The organism is Faecalibacterium sp. An122 (assembly GCF_002160895.1).
GTDB lineage: Bacteria > Bacillota > Clostridia > Oscillospirales > Ruminococcaceae > Faecalibacterium.
Genome location: NZ_NFLL01000042.1, coordinates 1 through 13374, shown reverse-complemented (window position 1 = coordinate 13374; position 13374 = coordinate 1). Strand labels below are relative to the sequence as shown.

General features: G+C 59.6%; 14 protein-coding genes and 1 tRNA gene. 10 read left to right on the top strand and 5 right to left on the bottom strand.

The genetic code is table 11. The features are described 5' to 3' along the window. On the bottom strand, positions 1-264 hold a 264-nt coding region (locus B5E67_RS14475; protein ID WP_087385822.1), incomplete at its 3' end, for a helix-turn-helix domain-containing protein. A 116-nt stretch (positions 265-380) separates the two neighbouring features. Beyond that, on the bottom strand, positions 381-1124 hold the full coding sequence (locus tag B5E67_RS14470; RefSeq protein ID WP_158098909.1) for a sialate O-acetylesterase: 744 nt from the start codon (positions 1122-1124) through the stop codon (positions 381-383). 151 nt (positions 1125-1275) lie between these two features. On the opposite strand from B5E67_RS14470, the gene B5E67_RS14465 reads away from it, so the two are divergent. From B5E67_RS14465 to B5E67_RS14455, 3 genes are all read left to right on the top strand, one after another. Continuing rightward, the gene (locus B5E67_RS14465; RefSeq protein ID WP_087385820.1) at positions 1276-1557 is read left to right on the top strand and encodes a metal-sensing transcriptional repressor; all 282 of its coding nucleotides are present in this window, start codon (positions 1276-1278) and stop codon (positions 1555-1557) included. Positions 1558-1568: 11 nt separating this feature from the next. Then, complete coding sequence (locus B5E67_RS14460) at positions 1569-2450, top strand: DMT family transporter (protein ID WP_087385819.1); 882 nt, start codon at positions 1569-1571, stop codon at positions 2448-2450. A 70-nt stretch (positions 2451-2520) separates the two neighbouring features. Continuing rightward, positions 2521-2793: a sporulation transcriptional regulator SpoIIID gene (locus B5E67_RS14455; protein WP_087247305.1), complete on the top strand. Its 273-nt coding sequence runs from the start codon at positions 2521-2523 to the stop codon at positions 2791-2793. 55 nt (positions 2794-2848) lie between these two features. Here the strand turns inward: B5E67_RS14455 and sigG are convergent, their stop codons facing one another. The 3 genes from sigG to B5E67_RS14440 form a co-directional block, all read right to left on the bottom strand. Next, the gene (gene sigG / locus B5E67_RS14450; RefSeq protein ID WP_087364730.1) at positions 2849-3625 is read right to left on the bottom strand and encodes an RNA polymerase sporulation sigma factor SigG; all 777 of its coding nucleotides are present in this window, start codon (positions 3623-3625) and stop codon (positions 2849-2851) included. 131 nt (positions 3626-3756) lie between these two features. Then, a complete protein-coding gene (locus tag B5E67_RS14445) occupies positions 3757-4461 on the bottom strand; it encodes a sigma-70 family RNA polymerase sigma factor (RefSeq protein WP_087385818.1) in 705 nt (234 codons plus the stop codon). 20 nt (positions 4462-4481) lie between these two features. Then, complete coding sequence (locus tag B5E67_RS14440) at positions 4482-5336, bottom strand: sigma-E processing peptidase SpoIIGA (protein ID WP_087385817.1); 855 nt, start codon at positions 5334-5336, stop codon at positions 4482-4484. Positions 5337-5514: 178 nt separating this feature from the next. Here B5E67_RS14440 and B5E67_RS14435 point away from each other — a divergent pair. The 7 genes from B5E67_RS14435 to B5E67_RS14405 all read left to right on the top strand — a co-directional run bounded on the left by B5E67_RS14435 (position 5515) and on the right by B5E67_RS14405 (position 12900). Then, positions 5515-5588, top strand: a tRNA-Asn gene (locus tag B5E67_RS14435). A gap of 495 nt (positions 5589-6083) precedes the next feature. Beyond that, complete coding sequence (locus B5E67_RS14430; RefSeq protein WP_087385816.1) at positions 6084-8414, top strand: peptidase domain-containing ABC transporter; 2331 nt, start codon at positions 6084-6086, stop codon at positions 8412-8414. A gap of 111 nt (positions 8415-8525) precedes the next feature. After that, on the top strand, positions 8526-8909 hold the full coding sequence (locus tag B5E67_RS14425) for a hypothetical protein (RefSeq protein ID WP_087385815.1): 384 nt from the start codon (positions 8526-8528) through the stop codon (positions 8907-8909). A gap of 44 nt (positions 8910-8953) precedes the next feature. Continuing rightward, positions 8954-9325: a hypothetical protein gene (locus B5E67_RS14420; protein WP_087385814.1), complete on the top strand. Its 372-nt coding sequence runs from the start codon at positions 8954-8956 to the stop codon at positions 9323-9325. 355 nt (positions 9326-9680) lie between these two features. Further along, positions 9681-10136 (top strand): hypothetical protein, encoded by a 456-nt coding sequence (locus B5E67_RS14415; RefSeq protein ID WP_087364740.1) that lies wholly within the window; start codon positions 9681-9683, stop codon positions 10134-10136. Positions 10137-10140: 4 nt separating this feature from the next. After that, positions 10141-11256 carry an HlyD family efflux transporter periplasmic adaptor subunit gene (locus B5E67_RS14410; RefSeq protein ID WP_087247320.1) on the top strand — a complete coding sequence of 372 codons (1116 nt, stop codon included), beginning with the start codon at positions 10141-10143 and terminating at the stop codon, positions 11254-11256. A gap of 171 nt (positions 11257-11427) precedes the next feature. After that, positions 11428-12900 carry an Ig-like domain-containing protein gene (locus B5E67_RS14405; protein ID WP_087385813.1) on the top strand — a complete coding sequence of 491 codons (1473 nt, stop codon included), beginning with the start codon at positions 11428-11430 and terminating at the stop codon, positions 12898-12900. The last annotated feature ends 474 nt before the right edge of the window (positions 12901-13374 follow it).

Genomic DNA, 13374 nt, shown 5'->3' with positions numbered 1-13374 from the left:
CATCTTCAACCGCTGGATCTCATAGGCTTGCTCGGCGATTATATCTCCAGGTTCAGCAACTTTTCTCGGACGTCCTTTTGGTTTGGGAAAAATTCCTGCTTCCAGTTTGGCCTGTTTGCGGTTATATCGGTTGATCCAATTCTTGATTTGTACCTTGCTTAATCCCAATTGATTCGCGATCTCTTGCCGGGTCGCTCCTGCCTCTCGCAAGGCTAGAATTTCTTCCTCTTTCACTTGGATATGTGTGTATTTTTGTCTGGACATACGAACACCCCCTGTATAGGTTTATTTTCCTACACAGGGGGCGTTTTGTCTATTGTCCGTTTTTACTGGTTCAGTCCACCGGTGCAGGAGGCGTTTTTGGGTGCTGTGCAGTTTTCTCAGCGGGCGGCGAGGGCCTGGTAGCCCTCCAGATACCGCAGGCCAAAGGTCCGCAGGGAGGGCGTATCAAAATGGAGGCCGTCTCCCCGGCAGGTGAGGCCCTGGGCCGAAATCACCCGGCAGCCGGGAATCCGGGCCGCCAGGTCGGGCAGACGGCGGTTGAACTCCCGCAGCAGCGGAGCGGGGGTGCCGGTGAAGCCGTGTTCGGGGTAGCCCAGCTCCCCCACCAGGATGGGCAGGTCCCCCAGCTGGGCCCGGAACCCCTCCATGGTGCGGAGGAACTGTTCGGGATAGGCTTCCAGCTGTTCGGGGGCCAGACAGTCGCTCTCCCCCTGGTGCCACAGGATGGCCCCCAGCCGGGAGGTGCGCATGGCCAGCCGGGCCTGGAACACCGCATGGTCAAAGAGGATCTCCCCCGGCTGCCACTGGGCGATGGTGGTGCCCCCGTCGGCGCAGGGGATCAGGCCCACCTTCCGCCCTTCTTTGGGGAAGGCCGCCGCAAAGCTGGCCGCCAGACAGGCCCCGCTGCGGGGGCTGGACCCTTCCAGCACCCCGCGGTCCACGTTCACCGGCTCGCTCATGGCCTGCCAGCGCCCCATCCGCAGCATCAGACAGTCGGGCGCGGTGACGGCGTTCTCCGCCGTCAGGTCTCCCCGGCCCGCTATGTTGGACTGGCCCGCCAGCAGGAAGGAGACAATTTCCCCTTCTGCCCCATGGAGGCCGTCATCAATCCATAATCCCATCAAAACGCCCCTTTTCTCCCTTGGTTTTTCTCTATCATACCAGAAAACCGCCGCTTTTGCCAGAGAAAACCGCCCCGCCGGGTTGCACCGGCAGGGCTTTTGTGCTATGCTGGGCATATCCCCCCAGGGGGGATAGATTGGAGGAATCGTTATGGAACATTCTGCACCCCACCACCACACCGAGACCAAACAGGTTCTGGACCGGCTGTCCCGGGCCATCGGCCACCTGGAATCCATCAAGCGGATGGTGGAAGAGGGCCGGGACTGCAGCGAAGTCCTGATTCAGATTGCCGCGGTACGGTCGGCCGTCAACAATGTGGGCAAGATCATTTTACAGGATCACATCAGCCACTGCGTGACGGATGCGGTCCGCACCGGCGACCAGCAGGTCCTAGAGGACCTGTCCGCCGCCATCGACCAGTTTGTAAAGTGAGGCGATGGGCAATGGACAACACAGCTTCCCAAAACATCCGCTCCATTGTGTGGGCCCTGCTGGCCGCCGCCCTCTACGCCATCAGCACCCCGGTGTCCAAACTGCTGCTCCAGGATGTGGCCCCCACCATGATGGCGGGGCTGCTGTATCTGGGGGCGGGCATCGGCATGTTCGGGCTGGGGATGGTGCGCCGGGGCGTGAAAGCCCTTCCCCATGAAAACCATCTCACCCGCCGGGACCTGCCCTATACCGTGGGGATGGTGCTGCTGGACATCGCCGCTCCCATCTGCCTCATGGTGGGCCTGACCCGCACCACCTCGGCCAACGCCTCCCTGCTGAACAACTTCGAGATTGTGGCCACCGCCCTCATCGCCCTGATGGTCTTTCGGGAGAAGATCAGCCGCCGGCTGTGGCTGGCCATCGGTCTGATCACCCTGTCCAGCATGATTCTGTCCTTTGAGGACGCCGCCAGCCTGGATTTTTCCTTTGGTTCCCTGTTCGTGCTGGCGGCCTGCATCTGCTGGGGCTTTGAGAACAACTGCACCCGGATGATGTCGGCCAGCGACCCGCTGGAAATCGTGGTCATCAAGGGCTTCGGCTCGGGTCTGGGGTCTCTGGTCCTGGCCCTGGCAGTGGGAGAGCCCCTGCCCCCGCTGCAGGTTCTGCCGGTGGTGCTGGTGCTGGGTTTTGTGGCCTATGGCCTCAGCATCTTCTTTTACGTCTACGCCCAGCGCCGTCTGGGCGCCGCCAAGACCAGCGCCTATTATGCGGTGGCCCCCTTCATCGGGGTGCTGCTGTCCCGCCTCATCCTGCAGGAGGCCTTCACCCAGGTCTTCCTGATCGCTCTGGCCATCATGATGGCAGGGGCCTACTTCGCCTCCACCGATGCATAATCCCCCCCGGCCTGTACATATTCTTCCCGGGTCCCTCATACCTTTTAGAAAGGTGAACGGAGGGATCGGTATGAAAGGTGACCCGGAACAGCGGGCCGTTTTGCTGGGAGAATACATTGTGCAGCACAGCGCCACCGTGCGGGCGGCCGCGGCCGCCTTTGGCTTCAGCAAATCCACGGTCCACAAGGACGTGGCGTTCCGCCTGCGGGAGGTCAGCCCCGGCCTTTTTGAACAGGTCAAGGCCATCCTGGCCCGCAACAAGGCCGAGCGCCATCTGCGGGGCGGGGCCGCCACGCGGGAAAAATACAGCCGCCTGCACCACGCCGGGCAGGCCGGACACTGAAAAGCTGCCGCACGGGTTTTGGGCCCATGCGGCAGCTTCTGCTTTCGGATTCCGTTCAGGAGGATTCCCCCATCTTGCGGAACTGCTGCAGCGCGCTCTTTTCCAGCCGGCTCACCTGGGCCTGACTGATACCGATTTCTTTGGCCACCTCCATCTGGGTTTTGCCAAGAAAGTAGCGCAGCTCCATGATTTTGCGTTCCCGGTCGGACAGGCCCTGCACCGTCTGGCGAAACTCCAGCCCGCTGATCCAGCTGTCCTCTCCGTCGGTGTCCCGCACCTGGTCCATCATATACATGGCGTCGCCGCCGTCGCTGTACACCGGTTCCTCCAGGCTCACCGGCTCCACCACCGACTCCAGCGCCGCCGTCACCTCCCGCCGGGACAGGCCCACCGTGTCGCAAATTTCCTTCATGGTGGGCTCCCGGCCCAGCTGTTTTTCCAGCTGTTCCCGGGCCTGCATGGCCCGATAGGCGGTATCCCGCAGGGAGCGGCTCACCCGCAGGGCATTGTTGTCCCGCAGAAACCGCCGGATCTCTCCCACAATCATGGGCACCCCATAGGTCGAAAACCGGACATCCAGCCCGGGGTCGAAATGGTCGATGGCCTTGATGAGGCCGATACACCCCACCTGAAACAAATCGTCCAGGTTTTCGCTCCGCTGGGAAAACTTCTGTACCACGCTCAGCACCAGCCGCAGATTTCCCTCGATCATCCGGCGTCGGGCGGCCTGATCGCCGGCCCGGGCCGCGGTGAGGAGGGTACGTTTTTCCGCCTCGGTCAAAACGGGCAGCTCGGCGGTATTGACGCCGCACAGCTCCACCTTGTTGTACATCCTGTGCCTCCCGGTCTTTGTGTTACCGGAAGTATGGCCGCCCTGCCTGCGGCTCATGCAGGGGGCGGCCTGTCAAATCATTCCACGTTTTTTCACAGGATATGCCATAAAGGGTGGAAAACCGCGCTCACTTACTCCTGTTCGAGCTGGCGGCGCAGGTCCCGGATGATCCGCTTTTCCAGCCGGGAAATATAGCTCTGGCTGATGCCGATGGCGTCGGCGGCCTCCTTCTGGGTCCGCTCCACCCCGTCCACCAGCCCGAACCGCAGCTCCATAATCTGCCGTTCCCGGGCGCTGAGGCGCTCCACCGACCGGCGCAATACCGCCCGCTCGGCATCCTGTTCCAGCCGCTGGCCCACCTGGTTTTCGTCGGTGCCCAGCACGTCGGACAGCAAAAGCTCGTTGCCGTCGCTGTCCACGTTGAGGGGCTCGTCGATGCTGGCCTCCTGGCGGCGGTTGGAGGTTTTGCGCAGGTACATCAGAATCTCGTTGCCGATGCACCGGCTGGCGTAGGTGGCCAGCTTGATGTTCCGCTCCATGGTAAAGGTATTCACCGCCTTGATGAGGCCGATGGTCCCGATGGACACCAGATCCTCCGACGGCACCCCGCTGGACTCAAACTTTTTGGACAGGTACACCACCAGCCGCAGATTGTGGGTGATGAGTTCATCCCGGGCGGCCGGGTCGCCGGCAGCCATCCGACCCAGCAGCTCCTTTTCCTCCTCGGGGGTCAGGGGCGGCGGCAGGCTGGGCCCGCCCGTCAGATAGTGGACCGCGCCCCAGGCTCCCGCCCGGGCCCACAGCCTCTGCCACGCTTTGAGAATCCATTTCAGCATTCCGATGTCCCCCTTAGTTCTCAGGATAATCCCATCCGGCCCGCCAGGTCCGACCCCAGCAGGAGGGTCCAGCCCTCCTCGGCGCCCCCCGGGCAGAAAGCCGCCAGCAGCCCCGTCTGGCTCCAGGTGCGGCCCCCGGCCTGACGGATCAGGGCCGCGGCGGGCAGGGCGGGCAGAAGGGTCCGCCCCGCGATGGTGCCGCAGACCAGATACCGCATCCCCAGGGCCGGGTCGGGCGGCTCCCCCGTCCCGGCAAAGACGGCGTCCAGACAGGCCCGGTGGGCCTCGGGCAGGGCCGTGCGGACGGCATCGTACCGCACCAGCACCACCGGCCGTTCCGCCACCGGGTCGGCCAGGGTGAAACCGCTGTCGTAGAAGGCGGTCACCTTCACCCGGGCGTTTCCCAGTTCCAGCACGGCGGGCACCGCCGCCTGGCCCGGCCGGCCCAGAAAGCTCAGCAGGGCCCGCACCGCCAGGTACACCGCCGCCGTCCCGGCCAGAAGCCGCCCCGGCGTGATGTCCATATAGGCGGTGAGGTTGGCGGTGTGGGCCTGGGGCGCCAGCGCCGCCGCCCCGGTGAGCAGCAGGTTCAAAGCCAGAAACCACCCGCCCAGCCGCAGAAACACCCGCACCCCGGGACAGCCGTAGGCCAGAGCCACCGCCCCCGCGCCGGTCCCTATCTTATAGAGAAGGGCCGGCCCAAACCCCATGGGCGGCGCCAGCAGCACCAGGCAGCTGACCGCCCCCAGGGCCGCCCCCGCCACCAGCCGCGGCCCGCTGCAGCGGACCCCCGCCAGCAGCCCCGCCGCCAGCAGAAAGGCCGCCGCTGCGGCAAAATTGGTCAAGAGCAATTCGTCTATGTACAAAACTTTCACGGTGCATCGCCCCTGACATCCAGCATACCGCTCCCCGGCCGGGAAAAGCGGCGAACCAGAAAAACGGCTCCTTTTCGCCCGGCCGGCCCCCTTCCCGCAGGACAAATCATCTTTTTTCACAAAACCCCTTGCAAAATCCTTTCGGTTGCGCTATAATATCGCTTGCAAACTTTGATATGCCTCTTTAGCTCAGTCGGTTAGAGCACCTGACTGTTAATCAGGGTGTCGCCTGTTCGAGTCAGGCAAGAGGCGCTTCGGGCACAGATCGCAGGATCTGTGCCATTTTTTGTATATTCCGTACAATTTAACGGCCGATTTTTGGCGTAAACAACACTGTTTTTTTCCTTGAATTTAACATTGGCCCCTTGAAGAAGCTGTCGCATTGTGGTAAACTACACATGAGCTTTAAGAGCCGGCAGGCGCCTTAAAGCCGCAGCACCTTGATCAAAGGGTAGGCGCTCCCTTCTTTTGATAGCAGCTGACCTCTGCTTTGTCCTGTTTCTCCGCAGGGCAGGGCAAAGCAGAGGACTGCGTGCTGCTATAGGGGTTTTCTCCTTTTGTTTCATGCCGGGCGGGCCTGAAAAGCCGTGTTTTGACCTACATTCGTACAGGATGGAGCAATTTTCCTCTTGTGAATTCGGGCAGAATATGATAGAATGTGTCCATAGTCCCGTGTGAACAAAATAAAAATACATTGTGAAGAGACCATGGCGTTCGCCGGGCGAATCTCTTGTAAAGGAACCATCTATGCGCTATACTTATGTGCGGCAGCACGACACCACAGACTGCGCGGCTGCCTGCCTCGCAATGGTGTGCCTCCATTACAAAAAGGAAATCACGATCACGCGGCTGCGTGACATGATGGGCACAGACCTGAAGGGCACCAACCTCGTAGGCTTGCAGAAAGCTGCCAACGAACTGGGGTTCACCTCAGCTGCCGTTCGGGTTGATCGCGAGAACTTCTTAAGTGATTTTTCTCTTCCCTGCATTGCGCAGGAGATTACCGACCAGGGTTTGACCCACTTTGTGGTCGTATTCAAAAAGACAACCATCCCTGACGAGGGTGCACGCCGCAAGCATATGCTGGATGTGAACTCCGCCAAGGAGGAAGCCGAAAAGACCGGCAAAAAGTACAAGAACAAAGAGTACGTTGTCGTGGGTGATCCGGCCACCGAGCTGAAAAAGATGACCCTCGACGAGTTCTACAAGAACTTTACCGGCGTTCTTCTGCTGCTCAACCCCACCGCTGATTTCCAGCCGGGCAAGGTTGAACAGGGCAGCATCTTCAAACGGTATGTGAATCTTCTCTGGCCGCAGAAGAAGCTGTTCGCCTACGCGATTCTCAGTTCGGTTCTGTTGACCATCCTGGGTATTGCCTCTTCCCTCTTCAACAAGATCCTGATGGACGAGGTGCTCCCCTACGGGCTGCAAAACCTGCTGCTGACACTGGTTCTGGTGTTCAGCGTCGTCAACATAACCTCTGCACTTGTCACCTTCGTGCGGCAGTGGATTCTGGTCCATCTGTCCATTAAAATTGATATCCCGATGATGCTGGGCTACTTTGGGCACATCTACAAGCTGCCCATGAAGTTCTTCGCCACACGCAAGACCGGTGATATCACCACCCGTTACTCCGACGCAAACACCATCAAATCCATCTTCACCAGCGTTGCGCTGAGTTTGATTATGGATATCTCGATGGCTGTCATCACCGGCGTCATCTTGTTCAAGATGAACGCTACCCTCTTCTCCATCGCTTTGTTCATGACGCTGGTCAGCATCCTGCTGGTGCTGGTGTATAAGCGTCCCTACAAAAAGATCAACGAAGAGACGATGCAGCAGGCGTCCATCCTGAACAGCCAGATGATCGAGGGCCTGCGCGGCATCGAGACCATCAAGTGCAACGCAGGTGAGGACAACGAGCTGGAGCGGCTGGAACGGGAATATATCAAGAGCCTGAAAATCAGCATCCGGTCCAGCAAACTCTCCACCACCCAGACGCTGATTACCACTCTGATCTCCACGGGCTTCAGCATGCTGACCACCTACGTCGGCATCTCGCAGGTCCTGCAGGGAGATATGACCCTGGGTTCGTTTATGGCGTTCAGTACCCTGTCCAGCTATTTTACCAGCCCGGTCAGCAACCTTGTCAATCTTCAGCTCCAGATCCAGGAAGCCTCCATTTCCATGAAGCGTCTGACTGAGATCATGGACTATGAGGCCGAGCAGTCCGACGATCAGGAACACACCGATCTCGAACGGATGGAAGGCGACATCGAATTCCGCGATGTGACTTTCCGCTACGGCAACCGCACCCCCGCACTGGATCACGTGTCCTTCACCATTCCCGCAGGGAAGAAGGTGGCGCTGGTCGGTTCGTCGGGCAGCGGCAAATCCACCATCACCAAGATGCTGCTCAAGTATTATGAGCCGGAATCGGGTGAGATCCGGGTGAATGGCGTGAACCTGGACGAGTATACCAATGACTCGGTCCGCCGCGCTATCTCCTATGTCCCGCAGAACATTGAGCTTTTCAGCAAGACCATTCTTGACAATATCCGCATTTCGCGCCCTGACGCGACGGTGGATGAAGTCAAGGAGGCAGCCAAGAAGGCGGATGCACACGACTTTATCCGCAAACTGCCGCTGCAGTATTACACCTACCTGGAAGAAGCCGGCAACGGCCTGTCGGGCGGTGAGAAGCAGCGCATTGCGTTGGCCCGTGCGTTCCTGAAGAACTCAAACCTCTATATTTTGGACGAATCCACGAGCAACCTCGACTTTGCAACAGAAAATGCCATTTTTGACATGATCTATAACCAGCTGGCCGATCGCTCGATGCTGATTGTCGCCCACCGCCTTTCCACTGTGCGCGGCTGTGACGAGATTATCGTCATGGACGAAGGCCACATTGCAGAGCGCGGCACCCACGATGAGCTGATGGCAAAGCAGGGCAAGTATTACGCTCTGTGGAACCTGCAGCAGGGTATCTTCCGCAAGCGCGAAGAGCCCAAGCCGGTTGTTGAGACAGTCTCCGCCTCGGATGATGAGGATGATGACGACTCGATAACCTATTGATGGTGCAACCAGGTGCGCACCTGGTTACATAAATGGTTTCCGGACGGTTGCGCAACCGACCGGCAATCGACACATTTTTTCGTTTCAATCATTTGAAGGGAGTAATTCATTATGATGATGCCTGCAAACTACTCTGTTATCGCAGAGAACGAAATGACCTACGTTAACGGCGGCGCTCTGATCGACTGCTTCGCCCCCATCATGAACGAGGGCAACTGGAAGACCTTCAACACCAACCTGATCAAGATCGTTGGCAACAGCTTCATGAAGCCCGTCATCAACGCTACTCTGGGCGTTATGTTCGGCGGCAAGTGGCTGGACGGCGCTTCCATGTTCGGCAAGGACGGCGAGATCTCTGGCTACTACACCAGCGATGCTTCTGTCCTGAACAAGATCATGGGCACCCTGGGCGGCCTGGCTGTTATCTACACCCTGGGCACCGGCGACGCTAAGACCGAGCACACCGCTAACGTTCAGTCCTTCACCATCGCCTAAGTTCTAAGTCAGTATTCATTCTAACTTAAGAAAGGTGGTTCATCATGACCTTTCCTGCAAATTACGCAGTAATTGCAGAGGATGAGCTGACTTATGTCACTGGCGGCGGCGTGATCGCTAACGTTCTGCCCGCTGTCATGACCAGCGAAAACTGGAAGACTTTCAGCACTAACGTCATCAAGATTGTTGGCAACAGCTTCATGAAGAGCTTTATCAGCACCGTTCTTGGCACCGCTTTCGGTACCAATTACGTTTTCGGTGGTGTTTCTAACGCCATCGGCGACAAGCTGGCTAACATGACTTTCCTGAATGGCGCTATGCAGGTTGTCGGTGGTCTCGCTACCATCTACACCCTGGGCACTACTTCTGCAGCTGTGGAGCATGTCGAGAATGTTACCACTGCTACTAAGGCCTAAAGTCTAATTCAGCTCTAATCTCGATTGCAAGTGTATTTTAGTCTGACCCCGCCCCACGGGGTTGGGGCAGATCAAAATGCCTCGTTATGGTGTGCCAGGAGGCAAGTCCCTCCTGGCGCACCTTATTTTTTTGCAACCCAATTTTTCCCTGAAACTTGTCTGTTCCATCCCAGTGGATGCGACAGGCAAAAGCGGACTGTGAGCGATTTAAGCAAACCAAGGTCACGGCCGGCTTTTGCCTGCTGCGCCCCGCATGGCCCCTGCCCCGCCCCCTTTGCGGCGGACGGGCGCGGCCTGTGCGGCCAGAGGGACGAAGTGCAGGGGCAATACACTACAATAAAACAGGTGAATCATTATGCATGAAATTCAAGTAAGTGAAAGCAAAACCCTCAAGCTCACCAACGTGCTCAGCCGCCGCATCATGCCCGAGGAGTTTGCCAACATCAATCTGATTGTGACCCAGATGGAGAACTTCGTCCGCAGCCACAACGCCCAGCCCATCGGACCGCTGGTGCAGCACATTATGGTCACCAAGGGCCCCAATCCGGAGCCCCAGATGTATCTGCTGCGCCAGGCCAACCAGATGATTCCCCGCCTGGACCCCCAGTACCACATGGACGCCGTCCTGCGGGTGAAAGATTGCCTGTACGCCCGCTTTATGGGCCCCATGAACCGCAACGACCTGGCCGCCCAGAAGCTGAACATCTATGCTTTTGAGCATGACATCCAGCTCTCGGGCAGCGTGTACAGCATTTTTGTCAATCAGGACGACGATGAAGGCGTTGTCGACGTCTTTATGGAAAAGGAATAACCCTATGACCAACATTCGTGTCACCAATCTGTACGATCTGCAGGACCGCCGGATTATGATGGAGAAGAAGCTGCCCCCCTACGGGTACGCTCTGATCCTGATTGTGGCGGCGCTGATGATCGGCCTTGTGGCCTGGAGTACCGTGACCCCCCGCATCTATATCGCCCAGCTGTCGGGCACCGTCCAGTCGGCCAACAAGACCTATATTATGTCCTCTTATTCAGGCCAGATCACCGAGCTGAATATCTCGGAGGGCAGCTACGTGGAGCAGGGCGACCTGATTGCCCACGTCAAGAGCACCGACCTGGATATCCAGCAGAGTCAGCTGGAAAACCAGATGGCCATCTACCAGACCCAGCTGGCCCAGTACAACAAGCTGATTCAGTCCATCCAGGACAACACCAACTATTTCAGTGAGAGCGACCCGGCCGACCAGACCTACTACTATCAGTACGAGAACTACCAGAGCCAGGTTGCCCAGCACACCTTTGACTCGTCGGCCTACCGCGCCGCCGGCTACACCGAGGCGCAGATCCAGTCCCTGATGGAGCAGAACCAGAGCGAGCTGGAGCAGATCTACTACTCGGCCCTGCAGTCTGCGGCCCAGAACGTCAGCAACGTGCAGGCCAACATCGAGAACCTGCAGTCCCAGCTGGATGCCCTGAGCACCGGCGCCAACGATTACTACATCTACGCGCCCACCTCCGGCGTCATCCATATGGACACTCCCTACAGCGTGGGCATGGTTCTGTCGGCGGGCTCGGTCCTGGCCACCGTCGCCAGCGAGAACTCGGACTATGAGATCGTGGCCTATGCCGGCCTCAGCGACCGTCCCCTGATTGAGGTGGGCGACCCCTGCACCATCGCCATCACCGGCCTGGCCCAGACCGCCTACGGCACCCTGACCGGCACCGTCACCGCCATCGACAGCGACGTGACCTCCTCCAACGGCACCTCCTTCTACAAGGTGACCGTCCGCCCCGACAGCACCTACCTGATCAGCAAGAGCGGCGACCAGGTGGACCTGTCCAACGGTATGAGCGTCACCGCCCGCGTCCAGTACGACGAGGTCACCTACTTCCAGTATGCGCTGGAGGCTCTGGGTGTCCTGGTGCGCTGATCCGGTACGATTCCATGTCATGCATTTCCGGCGAGCGGTGAAGGACCCAAACCGTCCTCCCCCTCGCCGAAAATTCCCCCTGTAGGTGGTTTTGCCCGCCGGCACCGGTCCGCGGGCAGAGCGGGTCTCTCCCGGTTTGGCTGCCTAAATCTGCCCGCAACGAGGTATAACATGAAGTTTTTTGCAAAACGGCTGTCGGCCATTCTGCTGCTGACTGCCCTGACAGTCAGCGCGGCCATGCCTGCCGCCGCAGTAAGTTTGCCCTCCATCAAATGGCCGTTTCAGCGGGTGGAGGTCGAGAGCATTGAGCCCGGCGAATACGACGCCGAGATGGTGGTGGGCACCACCCAGCAGCTGAAACCCACGGTCATGCCCGAGAATGCCACCGACAAGGACGTGGTCTTTGCCTCCGAGGACATCAGCATTGTCCAGGTGGGCCAGGACGGCCTGATCGGCGCTGCATCGGTGGGCACCACCCGCGTTTCGGCCACCGCCGGCGGGGTGACCATCTACTACGACATCAACGTTGTACCCGATCCCTCCACGGTGGTTTCGGATATGGATGCGGCCATTTCCTCCGAGGAGATCGCCCTGGGCGATACCGCCACCATTTCGGTGTCGGTGAGCCCCAGTTCGGCCGCCGCCACCGCCACCGTGACCTTCACCTCCTCCAATGAGGCGGTGGCCAGCGTCAACAACTTCGGCCGTGTCACGGCTGTGGGCAAGGGCAGCGCCACCATCACCGTCACCTGCGGCGATATCGTCCGCACCATCAACGTGAAGGTCTATATCCCCACCGACGGCATCCACCTGAACACCAACTATCTGGTTCTCAAGCCCGGCGAAACCGCCCAGATCACCGGCAGCGTGACCCCTTCCACCGCGCCCCAGGGCCTGACCTTCCGCTCCAGTGACAAGAGCGTGGCCACCGTAACCGGCAGCGGCACCGTCACGGCGGTGGGCACCGGTTCCACCTCCATCATCGTCTCCAACGGGGATTCCTCCAGCATGGTGACGGTCATTGTCAACCGGGGCGGCGCATCCAGCAGCTCCAGCAGTTCGGGCTCCGAAACCGATGAAGGGGGCGTATCCAGCGGCGAAACCGTCTCAGATGATCCCATTATTCAGCAGATCAACGATGCCCAGATTGAGGTTGTGAACCTGAACCAGGCGGATATCCCCCTCATCACCTCCGAGATGCTCAACGCGCTCCGCCGTACCGGCAAGACCATGAACATCACCGGCGAGGGCTATATCCTGACCATCAAGGGCACCGATATCCGGAACACCCAGAACACCATCAACACCGCAGTGGTGTTCACCCCCAGCACCGAGGAGAACGGCCTGGAGTTCACCCTGAACGACGGCAGCGCCATGCCCTGCACCGTCAGCGTGACCATGACCGGTGAAAACGCCAGCTACGGCCGCCTGTACCTGTACAATACCGCCACTGACCAGTGGCAGTACCTGAACAGCTATTCCGACAGCGTGGTCACCACTGACACGGCGGGTCGTTATCTGCTGACCAACGACACATTGACGTTCGTCCACGTAAACATCTACGCAATGATCGCCGCAGGCGTGGCCCTGCTGGCCATTGTGGTGGTGTATATCGTGGTAAAGAAGAGGTATTGGTTCTGGTGATGCAGGCCATCCATATAAGAATCTTACCTTCCCCATAGCAAGCAAAGCCCCGTCTCCTGACCGGAGACGGGGCTTTGTGTTTGGTTTTGATGGAAAGGTGTTGTCACCTTCATTTCGGCCGGCAGGCGGCTCTGAGGCCCTGTTTCTGCCTCTGTCGGGGCTGTTCTTTTGCGGCGGCCTGCCGGTCCGTCCGGGACAGGGCGGGCTCGCTCCCCCATCGGGGGAGCTGTCGCCGCAGGCGACAGAGGGGGGACTCCTCTAAACCATGCGGTACCTCCCAGCCTCCCGGTTTCCGTCGGGCGTCGTGGTACGCCCTTCCCCATCGGGGAAGGTGGCCCGCAGGGCCGGATGGGGGACTCCGCTAGACCGTGCGGTACCTTCCCCGCCCTGCCTTTCCGGCTGCTCCGCCCATGGTACCCAGCCCCCGACCGGGGGCGGCGGCGCAGCCGCGGGGGATACCGCTGAGGGCGGGTG

Excerpts from the sequence above, each read along its gene's own strand:
- B5E67_RS14470 (WP_158098909.1), bottom strand. The coding sequence starts at position 1,124 with ATGGGATTATGGATTGATGACGGCCTCCATGGGGCAGAAGGGGAAATT.
- B5E67_RS14465 (WP_087385820.1), top strand. The coding sequence starts at position 1,276 with ATGGAACATTCTGCACCCCACCACCACACCGAGACCAAACAGGTTCTG.
- B5E67_RS14460 (WP_087385819.1), top strand. The coding sequence starts at position 1,569 with ATGGACAACACAGCTTCCCAAAACATCCGCTCCATTGTGTGGGCCCTG.
- B5E67_RS14455 (WP_087247305.1), top strand. The coding sequence starts at position 2,521 with ATGAAAGGTGACCCGGAACAGCGGGCCGTTTTGCTGGGAGAATACATT.
- sigG (WP_087364730.1), bottom strand. The coding sequence starts at position 3,625 with ATGTACAACAAGGTGGAGCTGTGCGGCGTCAATACCGCCGAGCTGCCC.
- B5E67_RS14445 (WP_087385818.1), bottom strand. The coding sequence starts at position 4,461 with ATGCTGAAATGGATTCTCAAAGCGTGGCAGAGGCTGTGGGCCCGGGCG.
- B5E67_RS14430 (WP_087385816.1), top strand. The coding sequence starts at position 6,084 with ATGCGCTATACTTATGTGCGGCAGCACGACACCACAGACTGCGCGGCT.
- B5E67_RS14425 (WP_087385815.1), top strand. The coding sequence starts at position 8,526 with ATGATGATGCCTGCAAACTACTCTGTTATCGCAGAGAACGAAATGACC.
- B5E67_RS14420 (WP_087385814.1), top strand. The coding sequence starts at position 8,954 with ATGACCTTTCCTGCAAATTACGCAGTAATTGCAGAGGATGAGCTGACT.
- B5E67_RS14415 (WP_087364740.1), top strand. The coding sequence starts at position 9,681 with ATGCATGAAATTCAAGTAAGTGAAAGCAAAACCCTCAAGCTCACCAAC.
- B5E67_RS14410 (WP_087247320.1), top strand. The coding sequence starts at position 10,141 with ATGACCAACATTCGTGTCACCAATCTGTACGATCTGCAGGACCGCCGG.
- B5E67_RS14405 (WP_087385813.1), top strand. The coding sequence starts at position 11,428 with ATGAAGTTTTTTGCAAAACGGCTGTCGGCCATTCTGCTGCTGACTGCC.